Source organism: Peribacillus sp. YIM B13481 (genome assembly GCF_042787985.1).
GTDB classification, from domain to species: domain Bacteria; phylum Bacillota; class Bacilli; order Bacillales; family DSM-1321; genus Peribacillus; species Peribacillus simplex_A.
This window is the reverse complement of sequence record NZ_JBHZPE010000063.1, coordinates 1-21,850: the sequence shown is the minus strand read 5'-3', so window position 1 is coordinate 21,850 and position 21,850 is coordinate 1. Positions and strand designations below refer to the sequence as shown.

The following is a 21,850-nucleotide window of genomic DNA, read 5'->3' as shown; positions in this document are numbered from 1 at the left end:
AGCGAGCATCTGGAGGGGAAATCAACCACAACTCACTACCTGGTAAATAGCAACAAAGTATGTGAAAACAGCCTAAATAAAAGAAGGAAGGGAATAATCCCTTCCTTCATTTTTTTGATCAGCAAAACCGATCAAAGGGTCTTTTCTTGCTTGAATGACAATGTGAAAGGAGTGATGGAAGGTTTTACTGGATAATGATTTTGTGCTTCATAAATCCCCTCGGCGATGGTTTTGGCCATTTTTAGCACAAGATTAAGACGAGTGTTTTGCAAGACCATGAACTCCATGAAGCCACTTACATTCACGATTCCTGTTATATGGGCATTTCCAACGGAAGGAAGATCTTTATTGACCCCAGCACCTGGTTTCACTGGTCCTTGACCGATTTGGACAATACCGACGCTTTTCATCTTCCCTAAGCAAGCATCGATTCCGACTATAAATGGATTGGTATGAATCTTTTTTATTTCATTTAATTTTTCCGATAAATTCATCGCATGTATAGGGTCATCTAAAGTACCATAAACATGGAACGATGAAGAACTGTTTTCAGCTTTTTCACTTAGCAGAGTGCCGACAAGTGGTCCGAGGGAATCGCCTGTAGAACGGTCTGTGCCTATACAGACGATGACGATTGTTTGAAGCTTTCCAGTTGGTAGAAGGTTGATTAATTCCTGGGAAATTTGTTTGGATGCATCCGTATCTTCATGCAGGATGCGGCTCAATCTATTTTTATTATTATTAAATAGACTAGAATTCAGATTCATCGGCTCAACTCCTTTACTTTACTTGGTATTACAGTATACGGATAAAAAGGAAAAAATATACGGTATTTAACGTAACGGATGAGGGAAATTTTTGTAGAACTTGCAAACAGGTGAAGGGGAAATGGATTGACTTTTCTTCCTCTACCAATTGCTTTCATTTATACATTCTAGTAAAAAAATACTGGATTAACTCGGAAAAAACTTCTATTTCTTTTACCTATATACCCATATTTTTTTTGTACAGAAACCCTTATTTATTGATAAAATAGAGAAACTTCTCCTATTCGGGTTATCTCACAGCATGAGGGGTAGAGGAATAAGTCGGAATGGTAAAGTCATAGAGAAAATATAAAAGTTTTGCAGAATTTTGGATTAGCCAGGAGGAAAAGATGGAACGCATTTATGATAACGTTACAAAAGAGGTAATGGATGAAAAATTATGGTTACTATTAGGGGAAGGAATCATTAAAATCTTCCTTGTTCTCCTGTTATCACGTATTATTATTAGAATAGGAAAGACGGTCATAAGTAAATTTTTCGCGGTTCGCTTAAGAAGTCCAATTCGCGTTTCAGAGCGCAGAGAAACGACACTCATTAAGTTGCTGGAAAATATAGTCACTTATGTTATTAATTTTATTGCCTTGGTAATGATTCTTGAAATTTTCGGATTTGATGTAAAGGCTTTGCTGGCTGGAGCGGGGATACTTGGTTTGGCAGTTGGGTTCGGTGCTCAAAGTTTGGTAAAAGATATTATCACAGGATTCTTTGTGATTTTTGAAGATCACTTCTCGGTTGGGGACTATATTAAAATTAATACATTTGAGGGTGAAGTTCTCGAAATTGGGCTTCGTACAACAAAGATTAAAAGTAGCTCAGGAGAATTGCACCTCATACCTAATGGTAGTATTGTTCAAGTTACAAATTATTCTATATTAAATAGTAAGGCTGTTGTGGATGTAGCTATACCTAATGATGGATCAGTAGAACTTGCTGAGAGGGTACTCATTCAAACCTTGAATAATATGGAAGGCAAATATGACTTCTTGGTCAAAGCACCTGAATTTTTAGGAATTGAAGCGATAAGTCCTGATGAAGTTGTCTTTCGGGTCACTGCTGAAACAAAACCGATGCATCATGTCGAAATGAGTAGAATATTAAGAAAAGAAATAAGTGCTGCGCTTGATTTAAGTGGGATTAAATCTACGTACAATGGCAGCGAGTCATAGGAATTAGGGGGCTCATGGTTATGGAAGAAAAAGAGTTTGCGCTTAAGGATATTGTGGAAATGAAAAAACCACATCCCTGTGGAGTAAATAAGTGGAAAATCATTCGACTTGGTATGGATATCCGGATAAAATGTGAAGGCTGCGGTCATAGCGTAATGCTGCCTCGACGTGAATTCGCGAAGAAAATGAAAAAAGTTCTACAAAAGCATGAGGAGTGATCATGCTTTTTTTTGAGTGAAGGCAGTCCTGAGTTTCTCATGATTTACTTGTCTTTTTAGGAAGCGAAATCTATAATTGGGAAAGGTTTAGGTAATTGGATGGTTTTTATAGAAAATCAGACTTTTTCCCATATGTACGAATTATCTTGAAGGAGTGAAATATAAATGGCTTTAACAGCTGGTATAGTAGGTTTGCCTAACGTAGGTAAATCCACTTTATTTAATGCAATTACTCAGGCAGGTGCGGAATCTGCCAACTATCCTTTCTGTACGATTGACCCAAATGTCGGGATTGTTGAAGTGCCAGATCACCGTCTGCAAAAATTGACAGAATTGGTTAAACCAAAAAAAACGGTTCCGACAGCATTTGAATTCACGGATATCGCCGGAATTGTAAAAGGGGCCAGTAAAGGAGAAGGTCTCGGTAATAAATTCCTTTCCCATATCCGTCAAGTGGATGCAATTTGTCAGGTTGTCCGTTGTTTCGCAGACGATAACATTACTCATGTTTCTGGAAAAGTAAATCCAATCGATGATATCGAAGTCATCAACCTTGAATTGATCCTGGCCGATTTGGAATCCGTTGATAAACGCATCGACCGTGTCGGAAAAATGGCCAAGCAAAAGGATAAAGGCGCAGTGGCTGAACATGAAATTCTTGTGGCTTTAAAAGAAGCATTGGAGAATGAAAGGCCCGCCCGTTCAGTTGAATTTACCGAAGAACAGCAAAAAATGGTGAAGGGCATGCACTTGCTTACGGCGAAGCCGACTCTTTATGTGGCGAACGTGAGCGAAGATGAAGTGGCTAATGCTGACGAGAATGAATATGTTCAGCAAGTTCGTGAATATGCAGCGAAGGAAAATGCAGAAGTAATCGTAATTTGTGCCAAAATCGAAGAAGAAATTGCAGAGCTTGAAGGTGAAGAAAAGGAAATGTTCCTATCTGAACTTGGCATCGAAGAGTCGGGTCTTGACCAGTTGATCCGTGCTTCATATAATCTGCTCGGATTGGCAACATACTTTACAGCTGGTGTACAGGAAGTGCGTGCATGGACATTCCGAAAAGGTATGAAAGCCCCTCAATGTGCAGGTGTCATTCATACGGACTTCGAACGTGGTTTCATCCGTGCCGAAATCGTTTCTTATACCGATTTGCTTGAAGCGGGCAGTCATAGTGCTGCAAAAGAAGCAGGAAAAGTTCGATTAGAAGGAAAAGAGTACATCGTTAACGATGGCGATGTAATCCATTTCCGTTTCAACGTTTAAGATATAAAGACCCTGCATTTTCCCAATGTAGGGTCTTTTTTTGAGCCTCTAATCATTAGATTTCAATTAATTGTAATAAGTCGATCCGTTCGTTGCAAAGCCACTTTAACTATGCTATAATTTTATCTTGTGAGTAATTATAAATAATTGCTCCTTGCCCAATTGGGCCGCTTAGACCAAAAGGAGGTGACAGTGATGAGAAAATACGAAATTATGTATATCATCCGTCCAAACATTGAGGAAGAAGCTAAAAAAGCTTTAGTTGAACGTTTCAACACAATCCTTTCTGATAATGGTGCGGAAGTAGAAGCAAAAGAATGGGGTAAACGCCGTCTTGCATACGAAATCAATGATTTCCGTGATGGTTACTACATGCTTCTTAAAGTTAACGCTGAAAGTGCTGCGATTCAAGAATTCGATCGTCTTGCTAAAATCAGTGAAGACATTATTCGCCACATGGCTACTAGAGAAGAAGTCTAATCCAATATTTTAATATAAATTCTAATCTTGTTTCACGTGAAACAAGTTTGAAACCTAGGGGTTGATTCTGATGATGAATCGCGTAGTTTTGGTAGGACGCTTAACTAAAGATCCTGAATTGCGATATACACCTAATGGAGTTCCCGTAGCTACCTTTACTTTAGCTGTGAATCGTGGTTTTACGAATCAGCAAGGTGAACGTGAAGCGGATTTCATTAACTGTGTAGTTTGGCGTAAACCGGCAGAAAATGTAGCTAACTTCTTGAAAAAGGGCAGTTTAGCTGGCGTGGATGGACGTGTCCAAACACGTAATTATGAAGGACAAGACGGCAAACGCGTATATGTGACGGAGATTCTGGCTGAGAGCGTTCAATTCCTTGAACCACGAAGCAGTTCAGCGGGTGAAAGAAATGAAGGCGGTTCTTACGGTGGAGGTCAAAAAAGTTATGGTAACAATAATAACGGAAATGACAACAATTCGTATGGACAAAATCCTAATCAGAATCAACGGAGCAATAACAACTACACTCGTGTAGATGATGATCCATTTGCAAATGACGGTAAAACAATCGACATTTCAGATGACGATCTTCCGTTTTAAACAGCCGTTTAAAATGAAAATTTAAAAAGCAGGGAGGGAAATTTATTATGGCAATGGGTGGACGTAAAGGACGCGGTAAGCGTAAAAAGGTTTGTTATTTCACATCTAACGGAATCACTAAAATTGATTACAAAGATACAGATCTTCTTAAAAAATTCGTCTCAGAACGCGGTAAAATTTTACCACGTCGTGTAACTGGCACAAGCGCTAAATATCAACGTAAATTAACGATTGCTATTAAACGCTCACGTACTATGGCATTACTTCCATATGTATCTGGTGAATAATAAATTGGCACATTGAGGAGTTTTCCTTAATGTGCCTTTTTTTATAAGTTAGGATCTTATGCTGAAAAACCGCTGAATTGCGGTTTTTTTATTTTTAAAAAGAATTTAAAAAGATGTTTTCCTTACAAAAAATAATCATATCCTAAAAAAGAATGTGATGTTTGAAATATCCTGGCTGTAACGGATACAATATGAAGATAAGACATTAATTTTAATATTAACGGGGGGTGAAAAAATGAATAACGGGAGACGAATTGCGGAGGGTGGAGCCCTTTTGGCACTATATTGCATTTTACTGTTCATCACCATTCAAGTCCCGCTAGTGGGTATCTTCACTACTTTCTTTTTACCCATTCCATTCATACTGGTCACAATCAAACAAAAGTTATCGTGGAGCCTCGGTTACCTATTCATTGCTTCACTATTGTCGATCCTCATCGGGACGATATTGTCTGTCCCGCTTACCTTACTTATGGGGGCAACGGGAATTGCGATCGGCTATTTTTTGAAAAAGGACAAACCGATGGCACCTATGTTCATAAGTGCAGTCCTTGTCTTCCTGGGAGGAATTTTATTAATATATGCAGCTTCAGTGTTAATAACGGATGTTAATTACATAGAAGAATCGATGAATATGGCTGAAGGATCTATAAAAAAAACAATCGACATCATGGATTCTTTAGGACAGGCACCGACGGAACAAGTCAAAAAGCAGATGTATGAATCAATCGACATGATAAACACGCTGATGCCAAGTTTGTTCGTGTTGATATCAGTCAGCATGGTTTTATTGATTTTCTTTGCTGCACATCCCATTGTGAAGAGGTTCAGCGATAAGACGCTAAAATGGCCTCATTTTCGAGATCTTCGACTCCCGAAAAGCCTTTTATGGTATTATTTAATTACGATGCTTCTTGCTCTTTTTGTGAATACGGACAAGAATAGTTTTGTATATATGGCCATATCGAACCTATTTTTCATCCTGCAGTTCTTCATTTTATTACAAGGATATTCCCTGATATTTTATATCGCTCATGTGAAGTCATGGGCTAAAGCCATACCTGTTTTAATCGTGGTTTTTTCTTTGCTGCTGCCGATTCCGATTATTACAACGGCCGTACGATTTTTAGGTATAATAGATTTAGGATTTCCTTTTAGGGAGACGATCAAGAAAAAGGAATAGACTTTTTTGTAAAACAGATGCTTTTAGGAGCTGAAACTATGCCATCTTATTTGAAAGAATACTCGATTAAGTCCCCAGTGTATGGGATGCTGGCCGCGGGCGTGTTACTTTTGGGCGTACTGGCTTATTATAATTGGGTTATTGCACTTGTTGGTTTATTGATTCTTGCTGGTTTATTTTATTTAACATTAAGAATGGTAGAAAAAAAGCAACGTAAGACAGAAGAGTATATAACGACTTTATCTTACCGTTTAAAAAAGGTCGGTGAGGAAGCGTTATTGGAAATGCCAATTGGGATCATGCTCTTTAATGAGGATTATTACATTGAATGGACCAATCCATTCCTGGCTTCGTGTTTTAGTGAAGACTCCTTGGCAGGAAGATCGCTATACGATGTTGCGGACTCGATCGTTCCGTTAATTAAGCAAGAGATCGAGACAGAGACAATTACGCTCCACGATCGGAAATTCAAAGTGGTCCATAAGCGAGAGGAAAGGCTTCTTTACTTTTTTGATGTGACGGAGCAAGTGGAAATCGAGAAACTATATGAAGATGAGCGAACGGCAATTGCGATCATTCTCCTTGATAACTATGATGATTTGACACAGGGTATGGATGATCAGCGTAAAAGCAGCATTAATAGCTTGGTTACCTCACTTCTTGATAAATGGGCAAGGGATAATGGCGTTTTCTTTAAACGGGTTTCCTCGGAGCGATTCATCGCTGTCTTTAATGAGCATATCCTTCAGCAACTTGAGAAGGGAAAATTCTCGATTTTGGATGAAATCAGGGAAACGACGGCCAAGCAAAATGTACCATTGACCTTGAGCATCGGGGTCGGCTCGGCAGTGTCATCCTTACCGGAACTAGGTACACTTGCACAGTCCAGCTTGGATCTCGCTTTAGGACGGGGCGGTGACCAGGTAGCCATCAAGCAAGCGAATGGAAAAGTGAAATTCTATGGCGGTAAAACCAATCCGATGGAAAAACGCACGAGGGTCCGTGCACGTGTGATTTCCCATGCATTGAAGGATATAGTCCTTGATAGTGATAAAGTCATTGTCATGGGCCATAAAAACCCGGATATGGACGCAATCGGTTCAGCCATCGGCATTTTGAAAGTTGCCCAAATGAATGAACGTGAAGGCTATATTGTAATTAACACCCAGCAGCTTGATAGCAGTGTACTTCGTTTAATGGAGGAAATCAAAAATAAAGAAGAGCTTTATGCCCGGTTTATAACTCCTGATGATGCTCTTGAAATGATTACGGATGAGACATTGCTGGTTGTGGTCGATACACATAAACCTTCTATGGTAATTGAAGAGCGGTTATTGAATAGGATCGATAAGGTTGTAGTCATCGACCATCATCGCCGGGGTGAGGAGTTCATCAAAAACTCATTGCTCGTCTATATGGAGCCATATGCGTCTTCAACAGCAGAACTTGTGACCGAACTGCTTGAATATCAGCCGAAACGCAGTAAGATAGATATGCTGGAATCAACGGCGCTACTTGCAGGTATCATTGTCGATACGAAAAGCTTCACTTTAAGAACAGGTTCACGTACTTTCGATGCAGCCTCTTATCTAAGGGCACATGGAGCTGATACGGTACTTGTCCAGAAGTTCTTAAAAGAAGACGTTGACACCTATATTAAACGGTCGAAGCTCATTGAAGAAGTTATCTTTTATAAAAAGGGAATTGCAATTGCCTCGGCAAAAACCGATCAGGTCCACAATCAGGTGCTCATTGCTCAGGCTGCGGACACCCTATTGACCATGGATGGCGTTGTTGCTTCCTTTGTAATGGCTAAGCGATCTGATGATACAGTAGGCATAAGTGCGCGATCGCTTGGTGATATCAATGTACAGGTGATCATGGAAATGTTAAATGGAGGCGGACATTTAACAAATGCCGCTACTCAACAGGCATGCTCCATTGATGAAGCAGAAAGTCGATTAAAAACAGCTATAGATGAATATTTAGAAGGGGGACAAAAAGAATGAAAGTAATATTTCTGAAAGACGTAAAAGGTAAAGGGAAAAAAGGGGAAGTTAAAAATGTTGCAGATGGTTATGCACATAATTTCCTGCTAAAACAAGGATTGGCCGTTGAAGCAAATAATACAAATGTAAAAACATTGGAAGCCCAGAAAAATAAAGAAGAATCACTTGCAGCAGAAGAACTGCAGCATGCTGAAGAATTGAAAGTGCAGCTGGAGAAACTAACGGTTGAACTATCTGCCAAAGCCGGTGAGGGCGGGCGTTTATTCGGTTCCATCACGACTAAACAAATTGCATCGGAGCTTCAGAAAAAACACGGTATCAAGGTTGATAAACGTAAAATGGAGCTTGCTGAAGGCATCCGCACTTTAGGGCATACAAAGCTTCCAGTCAAGCTTCACCCTGAAGTCACTGCGACACTGACTGTGCATGTGAAAGAAATTAACTAATTTTAGCTGTTTCATATCTGTGAAAAATTGATAAAATAGAGATAGACGAAAAATGTGATTGGGCATGTTGTCCTTTCACTTTTTTTCTTTTTTACTAGAAACATATAAATGGTATCCTCTTAGAATGGGAGGTTTTAAGATATGATAGAACAATTTCAGGATAGGATTCCCCCTCAAAATATAGAAGCCGAACAGGCTGTGCTAGGAGCCATTTTTCTTGAGCCCTCTTCATTGACCGTTACATCGGAAGTTTTGATTCCGGAGGATTTTTACAGAAGCTCTCATCAAAAAATCTTTAATGTGATGCTTAATTTGAATGACGAAGGAAAAGCTGTCGATTTGATTACGGTGACAGAGGAATTGGCTGCGACAAAAAACCTTGAAGAGGTTGGCGGAGTTTCTTATTTAAGTGAATTGGCCGGATCGGTACCTACCGCGGCCAATATTGAATATTATGCTCGCATCGTCGAGGAGAAGTCATTGCTGCGTCGTTTGATCAGGACAGCGACCAACATTGCTCAGGAAGGCTACAGTCGCGAGGACGAGGTCGAGGAGCTGCTCGGGGAAGCAGAAAAAACGATCATGGAAGTGGCCCAGCGTAAGAATTCCGGGTCTTTTCAAAATATTAAGGATGTATTGGTTGCGACGTACGATAACATAGAAATTTTGACTACCCGAAAAGGGGATGTCACGGGAATACCGACAGGGTTTGCTGAACTGGATCGAATGACAGCAGGGTTCCAACGTAATGACCTCATCATAGTGGGTGCCCGTCCTTCGGTTGGTAAAACCGCTTTTGCATTGAATATCGCTCAAAACGTTGCGACCAAAACGGAGGAGAATGTAGCGATTTTCAGTCTTGAAATGGGTGCAGAGCAGCTCGTTATGCGTATGCTCTGTGCTGAAGGAAATATCAACGCTCAGAATTTACGGACAGGTTCCTTAACGGATGAGGATTGGCGTAAATTGACGATGGCGATGGGAAGCTTGTCGAATGCCGGCATTTATATCGATGATACGCCAGGTGTGAGGATTGGTGAAATTCGTTCGAAATGCCGTCGTTTGAAGCAGGAACATGGGCTTGGCATGATATTGATCGATTACCTGCAGTTAATTCAAGGCGATGGTCGTTCAGGCGACAACCGTCAGCAAGAGGTATCCGAGATTTCACGTTCACTTAAAGCGCTCGCTCGTGAACTTAAAGTGCCCGTCATAGCCCTTTCCCAGCTATCGCGGGGAGTGGAGCAGCGCCAGGATAAGCGTCCGATGATGTCTGATATCAGGGAATCCGGGAGTATCGAGCAAGATGCCGATATCGTCGCATTCTTATACCGTGATGATTATTATGATAAAGAATCCGAGAATAAAAATATCATTGAAATCATTATAGCGAAACAGCGTAATGGTCCAGTAGGCACGGTTTCGCTTGCATTCGTGAAAGAATATAATAAATTCGTTAACCTCGAACGGCGCTTCGATGATGATTCGATGTCTCCCGGCGCATAGGGAACTGCCTGCCATTCATGCAATGGCGGGCTGTTTTTATTTTGGAAAAAGAAAGGGATCGGTGATAATAATAAAAGAAATCAAAGGGCAGAATAAGGATTGACAATCCAAAACCAATTTTGAAAACGGAAAGAATTTTTTTCATATTTACGAACGAAGTATTTTTTGAAATGTGTAACGTTCGGATTTTGTATTGACTTCCACTTTGGATTATTGATAAAATAGGTTTGTTTGATAAGAACCGGTAAATAATCGGTATTACGTGAACCTTTGGAGGTGCTTTATTCAGATGTCATCAGTTGTAGTAGTCGGTACACAATGGGGAGACGAAGGTAAAGGTAAAATAACAGATTTTCTATCCCAGAATGCGGAAGCCATCGCTCGTTATCAAGGTGGGAATAATGCAGGGCATACAATAAAATTTAATGGCGTTACCTATAAACTGCATTTAATTCCGTCAGGGATTTTTTATAGTGATAAAATTTGTGTCATTGGAAATGGTATGGTGGTTGATCCAAAAGCTCTTGTAGAGGAGCTTGCTTATTTACATAGTCATGGAGTGAGTACGGATAATCTTCGTATCTCTAACCGTGCACATGTCATTCTTCCTTACCATATCAAATTGGATGAAGTCGAAGAAGACCGTAAAGGCGCTAATAAAATTGGAACGACAAAAAAAGGAATCGGCCCTGCTTATATGGACAAAGCTGCTCGTAACGGAATCCGCATGGCAGATCTTTTGGACCGTGAAATTTTCGAGGAAAAATTGGCTCAAAATCTTGTCGAAAAAAACCGTATGTTTGAACGCTTCTATGAAACGGAAGGTTTCAAAATCGAAGATATCATGGATGAATACTATGAGTACGGACAACAAGTGCAGAAATATGTTTGTGATACATCCGTTGTATTGAATGACGCACTTGATGAAGGAAAACGGGTATTATTCGAAGGGGCACAAGGCGTGATGCTTGATATCGATCAAGGAACATACCCATTCGTCACTTCATCTAATCCTGTTGCAGGTGGCGTTACGATCGGTTCTGGCGTAGGTCCTACAAAAATCAATCATGTGGTTGGAGTATGTAAAGCATATACAAGCCGTGTGGGCGATGGTCCTTTCCCTACAGAATTGCATGATGAAGTCGGTAACCAAATCCGTGAAGTTGGCCGTGAATATGGTACAACTACAGGCAGGCCGCGCCGTGTCGGCTGGTTTGATGCAGTTGTCGTTCGCCATGCACGCCGTGTCAGCGGGATTACCGATTTATCATTGAACTCGATTGACGTGTTATCAGGTCTTGATACGGTCAAAATTTGTGTAGCTTATGAATACAAAGGCGAAATCATTCATGAGGTTCCAGCAACATTAAAAGCGATTGGCGAATGTAAACCAGTTTATGAAGAGCTATCAGGCTGGTCAGAAGACATCACAGGATGCAAATCATTGGATGAGCTTCCAGAGAACGCTCGCCACTATGTAGAGCGCGTATCTCAATTGGTAGGCATTCCTTTGACTACTTTCTCTGTCGGTCCTGACCGTAACCAAACAAATATCGTGAGAAGCCCTTGGCGTCTAGCGTAATTGATGAAATGGAGCTGGCTTTTTAGCCGGCTCTTCTTCATTATTGGAATCAATCACTGCATTCTGATGTCACAATCGAGAGACCTGGGATATTGGAAGAATGGATTGAAACAGTAGGAAAAAGGAAAAAGATAAAAAAAAATAATTTTATTTCAAAAAAACTATTGCCTAAACTATGATAACCATGATATTATCAAAAGCGTCGTCACAATAGTACAAGCATTAACAACATCAAGCGAGTAGCTGCATTGAGACGTGAAACATCCTGAAAAGTTACATTTCATTAGAACGAGCCATTAGCTCAGTTGGTAGAGCATCTGACTTTTAATCAGAGGGTCGAAGGTTCGAATCCTTCATGGCTCACCATTTTTTTCGGCCCATTGGTCAAGCGGTTAAGACACCGCCCTTTCACGGCGGTAACACGGGTTCGAATCCCGTATGGGTCACTTCTTTATATAATTCTTTACTGGTCCCGTGGTGTAGCGGTTAACATGCCTGCCTGTCACGCAGGAGATCGCGGGTTCGATTCCCGTCGGGACCGCCATTTTATTTTTTTGTTCTAAAATAGAATATTTGGCTCAGTAGCTCAGTCGGTAGAGCAAAGGACTGAAAATCCTTGTGTCGGCGGTTCGATTCCGTCCTGAGCCATCCTTTTTAAAAACGCCTTTCCTTTAGGGCGTTTTTTTTGTTTTACATCCAGATGTATTATAAATGAAATCTTGTTAATGAATTGTTAACGATTTGTAACATACCAATTTCACCCAAGTCGACATATAAACCGCTTTTATCCTTACGGGGCTTACGTCCACTCCTTATTTCGAAATGTATCGAATCTTCCTCATTAGCATATTTATTGGTACTTGTTGTCACCATTTATACAGTTCTATTACATTATCACGACTGTTTCTTGTTTTTTTTTTTATTATGGTAGAGTTATGAGTGAAAAATCATAATAGAAATCAGTCATATGCAAGTGGATATTTAAATTGGACTAATAAATCTCAAAATAAATTTGATTAGTTTCTTAATTGGTGACTGAGCCGTTAAGGAGGACAATATATGTTTAGCTCAAAAGGTAAGGGGATCATCCTGTTGATGGTTTCGGTCATTTTATTGCTTGCTGGAAATATGGCGACGGCCGCAGGGATATCGAAAACTGCCACCATTCAGCATGTTTATCTTAATGATGAGTTCGTCGGAAGTGTAACGGATGAAACGGAAATAGAGGAGATCGTAGCCGATAAGGTAAAAGCAGCACAGAGAGATTATCCAGACTATACATTCGATAGGGAGTCGCAGCTGTCATATGTACCTGAAGAGGTATTTGGTGAAGAAGTAAAAGAAGATCAGGCTGTAAAGGGTATTCAAGAAAAGCTCAATGTGAAAGCAAAGGCGTATGAAATCGACATAGATAATCAGGCGGTCGCTTATGTTGCGTCAAGGGATGATGCTGAGGACGTTTTGGAAAAAATCAAGTTATTATATGTAAATGAAGAGGAATACGCTGAATATGAAACAGGTAAAAAAGGAAACGAAACGGGTGCAAAACCATTAAAAGAACCAGGAAGTAGAATTCTGGACATCAAGTTTTCACTTCCCGTTACGTTTAAAGAATCAATGATCGATCCAGCTGAAATCAAGACCGTCGATGATACCATTTCCATGATAGAAGAAGGAAAGAAAGAAAAGACGCTTTATGAGGCTAGGGAAGATGAGGATCTTGAAGCAATTGCCAATCAGCACGATATGGACCTGGATCAACTGTTAGAGCTAAATCCAGGACAGGATGAGGGCAAAGGGCTTAAAAAGGGCGAGCATCTCTATGTGACCCAGCTTACGCCCTATGTGAACGTAATGGTGGAAAGAGAAGTATTAAAGGAAGAGAGGATTCCTTTCGAAAAGAAAGTGAAGGAGGATGACGAACTTCCCAAGGGTGAACTCATTACTGAACAAATTGGCAATGAGGGGGTTCAGGCGTTCACATATGCAGTATTTGAAACAAATGGTAAGAAAATCAGTGAAACGATCGTAAAAAAAGAAAACACGGAAAAAGCCAAAATGGAAATCACTAGAAAAGGCACGAAGGTCGTTCCTTCACAGGGGAGCGGTACATATTCATGGCCTGCAGATGGGGGCTATATTTCCAGCAAGCAGGGGCAGCGCTGGGGGAAACTTCATAAAGGTATCGATATTGCCCGGCCAACCACCAGGACCATAACGGCAGCGGATCATGGGATAATCGAAACTGCTGGAAACTCCGGAGGGTATGGAAATAAGATAACGATCAATCATAATAACGGGTATAAGACAGTATATGCCCATTTGGATTCAATAAATGTAAAAGCCGGACAAAAGATTGAGAAGGGCATGAAAATTGGCATGATGGGTTCAACAGGGCACTCCACAGGTGTCCACCTCCATTTTGAAATATATAAAAACGGTTCTCTTGTAAATCCGCTAAACTATATAAGCCAGTAATCGATGGGAGTCTTCGAAAAATATTCGAAGACTCCTTCTGCTTCACAGATAGATGAGAATAATAGGAAAAAGGTGATTTAATGCCTATAAAATGATAAAGTAGAATAGATACAATTCGCTTTCATTCCAGTGTTCAGTCCCTTTTATTGGGTATATATATATAAATTTGTTGAACTGGGATGCTAGATTGGTGCATGCAGAAGGAAAAGTGAATAAAGTCCCGGATAAGGACACGGTTTTTAATAGATTCAGTTTAGTTATTAAAAAGGAGATAAGCACATGGATAAGAAGATTCTGGTAGTGGATGATGAAAAGCCAATTGCCGATATATTACAATTCAATCTAAAAAAGGAAGGCTATGAAGTTTTTTGTGCTTATGATGGCAATGAAGCCCTCAAAATGGTAGAAGAACGGCAACCTGATTTGATTTTACTTGATATCATGCTACCGCAGCGCGATGGGATGGAAGTTTGCAGGGAAGTAAGGAAGAAGTATGAAACGCCAATCATCATGTTAACGGCTAAGGATTCAGAGATAGATAAAGTCTTAGGTTTAGAGCTTGGTGCGGATGACTATGTCACAAAGCCATTTAGTACCCGGGAAATAATTGCCCGCGTTAAGGCGAACTTAAGACGTCAGCAAGCGGTCCCGGTCCCAGATCAAGAAAATGAACCGAAGGAAATTACGATAGGAACGCTCACCATCCATCCGGATGCCTATGTGGTATCCAAACGGGGCGATACGATTGAATTAACTCATCGCGAATTTGAATTGCTTCATTACTTAGCGAAGCATATCGGTCAGGTCATGACAAGGGAGCACTTATTACAAACCGTGTGGGGCTATGATTATTTTGGTGATGTACGGACAGTCGATGTAACGGTCAGACGTCTTCGTGAGAAGATTGAAGACAATCCAAGCCATCCTGGTTGGATTGTAACTAGAAGAGGGGTCGGTTATTACCTGCGTAACCCTGAACAGGAGTAGTTCTTATGAAAAAGGTTGGTTTTTTTCGCTCAATCCATTTTAAATTTGTTCTGATTTATGTGTTGCTCATTTTTGTAGCGATGCAGATAATCGGGGTATATTTTGTTGGGGAATTGGAAGAAAATCTTGTCGGGAACTTCACGAAATCAATAAAAGGTCACGTTAACCTGCTTACCTACAGTATTGGTGAAGAAATGGAAAAAGAGAGGGGAGAGGAAGATCCAACCCTCGAAGAAGCGATTGCTATGATATTGAAAGACCCGGATAATTCTTCGAATGATATTTCGGAAGTACGTGTCATTGACACTCGCAGCAGGCGTGTGATTGGAACTTCAGCCCTAAGTAACCAGGATATTGTAGGGAAGAAGACAACGGAAGTCCTTATTAAAAATACGCTGATTAATGGAAAAGAAGAAAGTGAAGTATTTCGAGATCAGAAATCCGGCAGGCGGCTCTGGGTTCTTTCGACACCCATTGAAGCAAATGGGGAGGTCATTGGCGCCGTCTATGTAATAGCAGAGATGGAGAATGTCTTTGAACAGATGGATGAAATCAATGGTATTTTCATGACGGGTACGGCCATCGCCTTGGTCATTACGGCCATCTTGGGGATCCTGCTCGCACGAACGATCACTCGACCCATGTCGGATATGAGAAAACAGGCCTTGGTGATGGCGAAAGGGAATTTCTCAAGAAAAGTAAGGGTATATGGCGATGATGAAATTGGCCAGCTTGCCGTCACTTTCAATAATTTGACTAAAAAGCTTCAAGAGTCGCAATCAAGCACAGAAGGAGAGCGCCGTAAGCTTTCATCCGTCCTCTCCAATATGACGGACGGTGTAATATCAACTGATAGGCGCGGTCGGGTGAACTTGATTAATGAACCGGCGGCACAATTATTGAATGTTTCGCGTGAAACCGTCATGAACCAACCGATCATCGAGGTTTTGGGTCTTGAAGAAGAGTTTAAATTTGAGGATTTACTGGAAGAGCGAGAGTCCGTCATCCTTGATTACAGCAAAAAAAATCGGCCTTTCATTTTGAGGGGGAACTTTTCGGTCATTCAAAAGGAAACGGGATTCGTTAATGGTTTGATTACTGTTTTGCATGATATAACAGAGCAGGAAAAAATCGAGGGCGAACGCAGGGAATTTGTTGCCAACGTATCACATGAACTGCGAACTCCGCTAACGACGATGAGAAGTTACCTGGAAGCATTGGCTGAAGGTGCTTGGAAGGACGAGGAAATCGCTCCATCCTTTTTAAGTGTGACCCAAAATGAAACGGAGCGAATGATCAGGCTTGTTAATGATCTGTTACAGCTTTCGAAAATGGATAGTAAAGATTACAGGCTTAAAACGGGCTGGGTGAATTTCAATAAATTCTATGACCATATCATCGATCGTTTTGAAATGACGAAAAATGATGACATCACGTTTAAGCGTGATTTGCCTAAGGAAGCTTATTTTGTGGATATTGATGAAGATAAAATCACCCAGGTTCTCTATAATGTAATCTCCAACTCGTTGAAGTACTCACCTGAAGGGGGTCAAGTGACTTTCCGCGTCAGGGCTTCGGATGGCTTTATCGTTGTGAGCATTACAGATCAAGGAGTGGGCATCCCGAAAAACGTCATTGATAAAATATTCGACCGCTTCTACCGTGTGGATAAAGCAAGGTCGCGGAATTTGGGCGGGACCGGGCTGGGTTTAGCGATCGCAAAAGAAATGGTCGTGGCGCATGGCGGGAAAATATGGGCGGAAAGTGTGGATGGAAAAGGAACTACGGTGTTCTTTACACTTCCTTACGAACAGGAAGAAGAGGATGATTGGTCATGAATTTTGAACGTGCAAAAAGTATCATACTGATTATTTTGGTTGGGACAAGCATTTTTTTGACTTGGAGCATTTGGACGTATGAGCCTGAATATGATAAATTTGGTGACCGATCGAATTATATAAAGATTAAAAGCGATGTCCAGATTGTTAGTGATGTAGTTAAACCAGTAAGTATCCTTTTTCATGGCAATGGGCGACATTTCCAGACTTCCGATCCGGTGGAAATAAATAAAATGGAAAAAGAATTTTCGCAATGGAGTTTTACCGGCGTAAAAGAGATATCCGTAAAAAGGCTGCAAAGGAAATTTGATGACTTTGTTCATGAAGATGGGTCGATTGAAATCGAATTTTCCGATGATGTGCCCATTTCCCTCTATAAAACGGTATTGAATATTACGGATAAGGACGTGCCTCCCTTTTCATTTGATCGGATCATCATTAAACAAAAGGATATCAGCGGTAATGAATCTGCCGTTTATTTTGTTTCTTACGATCAAGAGAAGATCTATCAAGGTATGGTCGACTCTAAAAGACTAAGAGATTTCATGGATGATTTTTATACGGGTTCTTACAGTAAGCACCCTGAATACACGGCCGAAACCATAAACAGCAAAAGGACGTTGTTCGTTCCGGAAAAATCCATTGAGGTCAACAGACTTCAATATTATATCGACAATTTGGATATTGGAAATCTAAAAAATGCGTTATTTAATGATCCGAAGTATGTACGCCAGGAACCCGTTTCGGTCGGTGAGGAATACACGGATGGAACAAGACTGATGACGATCAATAAAGAGAATTACCTAATTTCTTATATCAATCCGGCACAAAAGAAGAGCAAGTTATTTGACAGTTCCGGTGACCTTCTGCAAAAGAGCATTGATTTCATCAATGATCATGCTGGTTGGGAAGATAATAATTATCGCTTTGCTTATATGTCGGAGAATGAGCAACGAGTGGTATTCCGCTTATTCGTAAATGGTTATCCGGCCTTCAATGAATCCGGAATGACTGAAATCGAGCAAATTTGGGGGAAAGAAGAAATATATAGCTACGAGCGCCCGTACTTTTCACTTGCCTCAGTCCTCCCATCAGAAGAATCGGTAGAGACTTTACCAAGTGGTAGAGAAGTCTTGAATCAGTTGAAATCTAAAGATAATATCGACTTTAAGAGCGTGGAGGACATCTCGATTGGCTATAAACTGCATAAATCCCTGGATTCCAAACTTGTCACACTAGTTACACTTGAACCCACTTGGTATTATCGTATCGGCGATAAATGGTTTATTGTGCCTGGAGATACGGGAGGCGATCAAAGTGGATTGGAATAATACAAAGTCAATTTTCATCATGGTCTTTTTCATTTTGAATATTTTTCTTCTTTATCAATTCCTGGAAAAGATTAATGACAACCAAATAGAAAATTTCACGGAGTCTTCAATAGATGAACTCTTGAAAGAAGATGAGATTTCAATAGAAACCCCACTTCCGAAACAAAAGTTGGATCAATTCCTGATTGCCCAAAGCAAGACTTTCGAGAAGAAAGATATACAGGACCTGAAAAATCAAAAAGCAAAAATCATCGATGATAAGAAGCTCGTAGGTACATTCAAAACACCGGTTAGCATGAAGGCGGAAATTCATGCTGCAGACCTTGATATATTCCTGAAGGAGTATATATTAAATGGAGCTGACTATCGCTTTTGGAGCTATGATAAAATCAGTCAGACCATCATCTGCTATCAAGTGGAAGATAAAAAGATGTTTTATAACAATAGTAAGGGCAAGGTCACTTTATATCTGAACAAAAAGGGTGAAATCGTCTCCTATGAACAGATGTATTTAGAGGGGATTAAAAAATTCAATAAACCCAAGGAATTGATACCTGCTTTAACTGCTATTGGAGCTTTATATGATAATGGTGATATTGATCCCAAAAGCAAAGTCACGAATGTAAAACTAGGTTTTTATAATTCGCTGCAGACGACATCTGTATCACATTTACTTGTGCCAACATGGTGGGTGGTCCTTAATGACAAAACGGATCTCTTCGTGAATGCTATTGATGGAGAGGTCATTGAATTAAATACAGAAGAAAAAATACTGGAGTGAGTATAGATGACTATGCATTTTAGTGTTCTCGCAAGCGGGAGTACAGGAAATGCCTTATTCGTGGAAACGGAGGATCAATCTTTCCTTGTCGATGCCGGCTTAAGCGGTAAGGCTTTGGAAGCATTGTTTCAGGATATAGGCCGTGATATGTCGAAGTTATCCGGTATCCTTGTTACCCATGAACACAGCGACCATATTAAAGGTCTGGGCGTGGTTGCCAGAAAACATAAACTCCCGATCTATGCGAATGCAAAGACATGGAATGCCATGGAACGATCAATCGGTGAAATTGCAACCGAACAAAAATTCACATTTGAAATGGAACAGGTCAAAACGTTCGGCAGTCTTAATATAGAATCTTTTGGTGTTTCTCATGATGCGGCAGAGCCGATGTTTTACGCCTTTCATCATGAAGACAAAAAACTAGTGGTCATCACTGATACAGGGTATGTAAGTGATCGGATGAAAGGAATCATCTCGAATGCCGATGCATATGTATTCGAAAGTAACCATGATGTGTCCATGTTGAGGATGGGAAAATATCCATGGAGCATTAAGCGCCGGATTTTAAGTGATGTTGGTCATGTTTGTAATGAAGATGCAGCCCTTGCAATGAGTGAAGTGGCCGGTGATAAGACCAAGCGGATTTATTTGGCTCACTTAAGTCTTGATAACAATATGAAGGATCTAGCAAGAATGTCGGTAGAACAGACCTTAAAAACAAAGGGGATCATCGTTGGTGATCAATTCTCCTTATATGATACTGATCCGAAAAGACCAACGGAACTTGTTACGTTATAAATAAAAGGAATGGATGAGGGATACCTTGTTCATTCCTTTTTATTTTTAAAATTTCGATTCATAAGTTACTATTCGGATTAAAAGGGGTATCATTTGGTTAGAACTGTATAGGAAAAAGAAAATGGCTGAACCTGGTCAATTTTAAATTTCCCTTTAAATAAAAGCATACATTTTTTTAGAAAATTTTCGGTAAATGAGTATAATTGAGGGAGGATACCAAACAATAGAATTGCTATAATTCATTCCTAAAATGAGAGGATGGAACGGTCTTGGGTTATTATGATCAGAATGATGAGAACCAAAATAAACGGAAAAAGAGCAATACGAGCTATTTTTTAGCTGGCTTGGGAGGCGCCATCATTGGGGCTTTACTTATTTTATTATTTTTTCCGGGAAGTGGACTGTTAAATAACGAAACTACAACGGAAAAATCAACGGGGAGTGAGCCCACTAAGCAGTCCCAGGAAAACCTTACTGTAGATGTAACAAGTGCCGTCACCAATGCTGTAGATAAGGCCAGCGACGCAGTGGTCGGCATCTCTAACATTCAGAAAACGAACTTCTGGGATCAAGGGGGCAACGCCGAGGACAGTTCAGCCGAAGCTGGCACTGGTTCTGGTGTCGTCTATAAAAAAGACGGGGGCAAGGCCTATATTGTCACGAATAACCACGTCATTGAAGGCGCTAATGAATTGGAAGTGACATTAAGTGATGGCACTAAATTGCCAGCTAAACTACAAGGTAGTGACCCATGGACCGATTTAGCGGTCATTGTCGTGAATGGTGATAAAATCAAAACCATTGCTGAATTCGGAAAATCCAGCAAATTGAAACCAGGTGAGCCCGTGATTGCCATCGGTAACCCATTAGGCCTCCAATTCTCCGGATCAGTCACACAAGGGATCATCTCCGGTTTGGAGCGTACGATAGACGTGGATATCAATGAGGACGGACAAGTCGATTGGAATGCAGAGGTCATCCAGACCGATGCGGCGATTAACCCAGGCAACAGCGGAGGAGCACTCGTTAATATGTCAGGGCAGGTCATCGGAATAAATTCCATGAAGATAGCAGAAAATGCGGTGGAAGGAATCGGTCTTTCCATTCCAATTGATTCAGTTATTCCAATTATTAATGATATTGAGGAATTTGGTGAAGTGAAACGTGCATACTTGGGTGTGAACTTAACATCCGTAAAGGAAATTTCCCAATACCATCAGAAAAATACATTAAAGTTGCCAAGGAAAGTTACTGCGGGTGTTGCAATAACAGGCGTTCAAAGCAACTCTCCTGCATCTAGAGCAGGATTGAAGGAATTTGACGTCATTGTGGGAATGGATAATGAAAAAATCCATGACGTCGTGGAATTAAGGAAATACCTTTACATTGATAAGAAAATCGGTGATAAAGTTAAAATCATTTATTACCGTGACGGAAAGAAAGAAACTACGGAAGTCAAGCTTTCAAGCAGCGAAATCTAAAACGGAAAGGACAGGGGGCAGTCATTGCTTCCTGTCTTTTATCTTTCCTTGTGATTTTCTTATTTTTTGTTACGATTACCTGTGGATATATACTGAAATTAGAGATTTCACGTAACTTGTGGATAATTGGGAATAAGTACTTGGAGTAATGAGTGAGAAAGGAGGAATGAAAGATGAAATTATATTGCTGTCAGGAACACGTGGACATGGCGCTGGATGAAGTGGTATACGAATGTGAAACATATCCTGTTTTAACGCTGGTTTCTGAAGAAAAACAGTTATCAACAACCTGTGAATATTGTCGAAACGTGGCAATATATCTAGTAGGGAACTAATATTCCCATACAAGATGTGGATAGATTTTGTGGATATGTGGATAACTATTGTGGATAACATGTTTGTAACCTGTTCTTAACATTTTCCGAAGAATGAACTGGAGGGTAGAATTATTGTTGATAAAAGCATTTTTGTATACACTATAATGGCCATTTAGGAAAGTGGACCTTTGGGAAAATCAATTATAATCCTTATCGAAGCTGAACATAGGACCATCCACATTTTCACGATGAACATTAAAAATAA

The 21,850-nt window shown here is 40.4% G+C and carries 20 protein-coding genes and 4 tRNA genes; 23 read left to right on the top strand and 1 reads right to left on the bottom strand.

Going from position 1 to position 21,850, the window contains the following annotated elements:
• Positions 1-131: 131 nt before the first annotated feature.
• Entirely contained in the window at positions 132-767 is a 636-nt protein-coding gene (gene yyaC, locus ACFX4X_RS22710; RefSeq protein WP_061465914.1) for a spore protease YyaC, read from the bottom strand.
• A gap of 389 nt (positions 768-1,156) precedes the next feature.
• Between yyaC and ACFX4X_RS22705 the strand changes: the two genes are divergently transcribed.
• From ACFX4X_RS22705 to ACFX4X_RS22595, 23 genes are all read left to right on the top strand, one after another.
• Positions 1,157-1,993, top strand: a complete 837-nt coding sequence (locus ACFX4X_RS22705) for a mechanosensitive ion channel family protein (protein ID WP_061465913.1) — start codon at positions 1,157-1,159, stop codon at positions 1,991-1,993.
• 20 nt (positions 1,994-2,013) lie between these two features.
• The gene (locus ACFX4X_RS22700; RefSeq protein WP_061465912.1) at positions 2,014-2,211 is read left to right on the top strand and encodes a DUF951 domain-containing protein; all 198 of its coding nucleotides are present in this window, start codon (positions 2,014-2,016) and stop codon (positions 2,209-2,211) included.
• A gap of 165 nt (positions 2,212-2,376) precedes the next feature.
• A complete protein-coding gene (gene ychF / locus ACFX4X_RS22695) occupies positions 2,377-3,477 on the top strand; it encodes a redox-regulated ATPase YchF (RefSeq protein WP_289319276.1) in 1,101 nt (366 codons plus the stop codon).
• Positions 3,478-3,672: 195 nt separating this feature from the next.
• Positions 3,673-3,957, top strand: a complete 285-nt coding sequence (rpsF, locus tag ACFX4X_RS22690; protein ID WP_034316153.1) for a 30S ribosomal protein S6 — start codon at positions 3,673-3,675, stop codon at positions 3,955-3,957.
• Between the two features lie 70 nt (positions 3,958-4,027).
• The gene (ssb, locus tag ACFX4X_RS22685) at positions 4,028-4,558 is read left to right on the top strand and encodes a single-stranded DNA-binding protein (protein WP_061465910.1); all 531 of its coding nucleotides are present in this window, start codon (positions 4,028-4,030) and stop codon (positions 4,556-4,558) included.
• Positions 4,559-4,605: 47 nt separating this feature from the next.
• Positions 4,606-4,845 carry a 30S ribosomal protein S18 gene (gene rpsR, locus ACFX4X_RS22680; RefSeq protein WP_053348323.1) on the top strand — a complete coding sequence of 80 codons (240 nt, stop codon included), beginning with the start codon at positions 4,606-4,608 and terminating at the stop codon, positions 4,843-4,845.
• Positions 4,846-5,080: 235 nt separating this feature from the next.
• The gene (locus ACFX4X_RS22675) at positions 5,081-6,028 is read left to right on the top strand and encodes a YybS family protein (protein ID WP_089363700.1); all 948 of its coding nucleotides are present in this window, start codon (positions 5,081-5,083) and stop codon (positions 6,026-6,028) included.
• Positions 6,029-6,066: 38 nt separating this feature from the next.
• Positions 6,067-8,037: a DHH family phosphoesterase gene (locus ACFX4X_RS22670; RefSeq protein ID WP_061465908.1), complete on the top strand. Its 1,971-nt coding sequence runs from the start codon at positions 6,067-6,069 to the stop codon at positions 8,035-8,037.
• On the top strand, positions 8,034-8,483 hold the full coding sequence (gene rplI / locus ACFX4X_RS22665; RefSeq protein ID WP_061465907.1) for a 50S ribosomal protein L9: 450 nt from the start codon (positions 8,034-8,036) through the stop codon (positions 8,481-8,483). The genes ACFX4X_RS22670 and rplI overlap by 4 nt, the downstream gene beginning before the upstream one ends.
• 141 nt (positions 8,484-8,624) lie before the next feature.
• A complete protein-coding gene (dnaB, locus tag ACFX4X_RS22660) occupies positions 8,625-9,989 on the top strand; it encodes a replicative DNA helicase (protein WP_061465906.1) in 1,365 nt (454 codons plus the stop codon).
• A 289-nt stretch (positions 9,990-10,278) separates the two neighbouring features.
• Positions 10,279-11,571, top strand: a complete 1,293-nt coding sequence (locus ACFX4X_RS22655) for an adenylosuccinate synthase (protein ID WP_061465905.1) — start codon at positions 10,279-10,281, stop codon at positions 11,569-11,571.
• 290 nt (positions 11,572-11,861) lie between these two features.
• A tRNA-Lys gene (locus ACFX4X_RS22650) sits at positions 11,862-11,937 on the top strand.
• A gap of 8 nt (positions 11,938-11,945) precedes the next feature.
• Positions 11,946-12,017, top strand: a tRNA-Glu gene (locus ACFX4X_RS22645).
• A 22-nt stretch (positions 12,018-12,039) separates the two neighbouring features.
• Positions 12,040-12,115, top strand: a tRNA-Asp gene (locus ACFX4X_RS22640).
• Positions 12,116-12,146: 31 nt separating this feature from the next.
• Positions 12,147-12,219 (top strand) — tRNA-Phe (locus ACFX4X_RS22635).
• Positions 12,220-12,630: 411 nt separating this feature from the next.
• Positions 12,631-14,049 (top strand): peptidoglycan DD-metalloendopeptidase family protein, encoded by a 1,419-nt coding sequence (locus tag ACFX4X_RS22630; protein ID WP_377386698.1) that lies wholly within the window; start codon positions 12,631-12,633, stop codon positions 14,047-14,049.
• Between the two features lie 279 nt (positions 14,050-14,328).
• Positions 14,329-15,036 (top strand): response regulator YycF, encoded by a 708-nt coding sequence (yycF, locus tag ACFX4X_RS22625; RefSeq protein ID WP_034316131.1) that lies wholly within the window; start codon positions 14,329-14,331, stop codon positions 15,034-15,036.
• A 5-nt stretch (positions 15,037-15,041) separates the two neighbouring features.
• The gene (gene walK, locus ACFX4X_RS22620) at positions 15,042-16,874 is read left to right on the top strand and encodes a cell wall metabolism sensor histidine kinase WalK (RefSeq protein WP_377386695.1); all 1,833 of its coding nucleotides are present in this window, start codon (positions 15,042-15,044) and stop codon (positions 16,872-16,874) included.
• Positions 16,871-18,205, top strand: coding sequence for a YycH family regulatory protein (locus ACFX4X_RS22615; RefSeq protein WP_377386692.1), 1,335 nt, complete (start codon positions 16,871-16,873; stop codon positions 18,203-18,205). Before walK ends, ACFX4X_RS22615 begins: the two co-directional genes overlap by 4 nt.
• Positions 18,192-18,986: a two-component system regulatory protein YycI gene (locus ACFX4X_RS22610; RefSeq protein WP_377386689.1), complete on the top strand. Its 795-nt coding sequence runs from the start codon at positions 18,192-18,194 to the stop codon at positions 18,984-18,986. The genes ACFX4X_RS22615 and ACFX4X_RS22610 overlap by 14 nt, the downstream gene beginning before the upstream one ends.
• Positions 18,987-18,992: 6 nt before the next feature.
• Complete coding sequence (locus ACFX4X_RS22605) at positions 18,993-19,787, top strand: MBL fold metallo-hydrolase (RefSeq protein WP_089363707.1); 795 nt, start codon at positions 18,993-18,995, stop codon at positions 19,785-19,787.
• Between the two features lie 269 nt (positions 19,788-20,056).
• On the top strand, positions 20,057-21,268 hold the full coding sequence (locus tag ACFX4X_RS22600) for a S1C family serine protease (RefSeq protein ID WP_377386685.1): 1,212 nt from the start codon (positions 20,057-20,059) through the stop codon (positions 21,266-21,268).
• 173 nt (positions 21,269-21,441) lie between these two features.
• Positions 21,442-21,603, top strand: coding sequence for a CxxH/CxxC protein (locus tag ACFX4X_RS22595; RefSeq protein ID WP_089363709.1), 162 nt, complete (start codon positions 21,442-21,444; stop codon positions 21,601-21,603).
• Positions 21,604-21,850 lie beyond the last annotated feature (247 nt).

Coding starts and splice junctions, on each gene's coding strand:
- walK (WP_377386695.1), top strand. CDS start 15,042: ATGAAAAAGGTTGGTTTTTTTCGCTCAATCCATTTTAAATTTGTTCTG.
- ACFX4X_RS22675 (WP_089363700.1), top strand. CDS start 5,081: ATGAATAACGGGAGACGAATTGCGGAGGGTGGAGCCCTTTTGGCACTA.
- rplI (WP_061465907.1), top strand. CDS start 8,034: ATGAAAGTAATATTTCTGAAAGACGTAAAAGGTAAAGGGAAAAAAGGG.
- ACFX4X_RS22655 (WP_061465905.1), top strand. CDS start 10,279: ATGTCATCAGTTGTAGTAGTCGGTACACAATGGGGAGACGAAGGTAAA.
- ACFX4X_RS22605 (WP_089363707.1), top strand. CDS start 18,993: ATGACTATGCATTTTAGTGTTCTCGCAAGCGGGAGTACAGGAAATGCC.
- ACFX4X_RS22615 (WP_377386692.1), top strand. CDS start 16,871: ATGAATTTTGAACGTGCAAAAAGTATCATACTGATTATTTTGGTTGGG.
- dnaB (WP_061465906.1), top strand. CDS start 8,625: ATGATAGAACAATTTCAGGATAGGATTCCCCCTCAAAATATAGAAGCC.
- ACFX4X_RS22595 (WP_089363709.1), top strand. CDS start 21,442: ATGAAATTATATTGCTGTCAGGAACACGTGGACATGGCGCTGGATGAA.
- ACFX4X_RS22705 (WP_061465913.1), top strand. CDS start 1,157: ATGGAACGCATTTATGATAACGTTACAAAAGAGGTAATGGATGAAAAA.
- ACFX4X_RS22700 (WP_061465912.1), top strand. CDS start 2,014: ATGGAAGAAAAAGAGTTTGCGCTTAAGGATATTGTGGAAATGAAAAAA.
- rpsR (WP_053348323.1), top strand. CDS start 4,606: ATGGCAATGGGTGGACGTAAAGGACGCGGTAAGCGTAAAAAGGTTTGT.
- ychF (WP_289319276.1), top strand. CDS start 2,377: ATGGCTTTAACAGCTGGTATAGTAGGTTTGCCTAACGTAGGTAAATCC.
- ACFX4X_RS22670 (WP_061465908.1), top strand. CDS start 6,067: ATGCCATCTTATTTGAAAGAATACTCGATTAAGTCCCCAGTGTATGGG.
- rpsF (WP_034316153.1), top strand. CDS start 3,673: ATGAGAAAATACGAAATTATGTATATCATCCGTCCAAACATTGAGGAA.
- ACFX4X_RS22630 (WP_377386698.1), top strand. CDS start 12,631: ATGTTTAGCTCAAAAGGTAAGGGGATCATCCTGTTGATGGTTTCGGTC.
- yycF (WP_034316131.1), top strand. CDS start 14,329: ATGGATAAGAAGATTCTGGTAGTGGATGATGAAAAGCCAATTGCCGAT.
- ssb (WP_061465910.1), top strand. CDS start 4,028: ATGATGAATCGCGTAGTTTTGGTAGGACGCTTAACTAAAGATCCTGAA.
- yyaC (WP_061465914.1), bottom strand. CDS start 767: ATGAATCTGAATTCTAGTCTATTTAATAATAATAAAAATAGATTGAGC.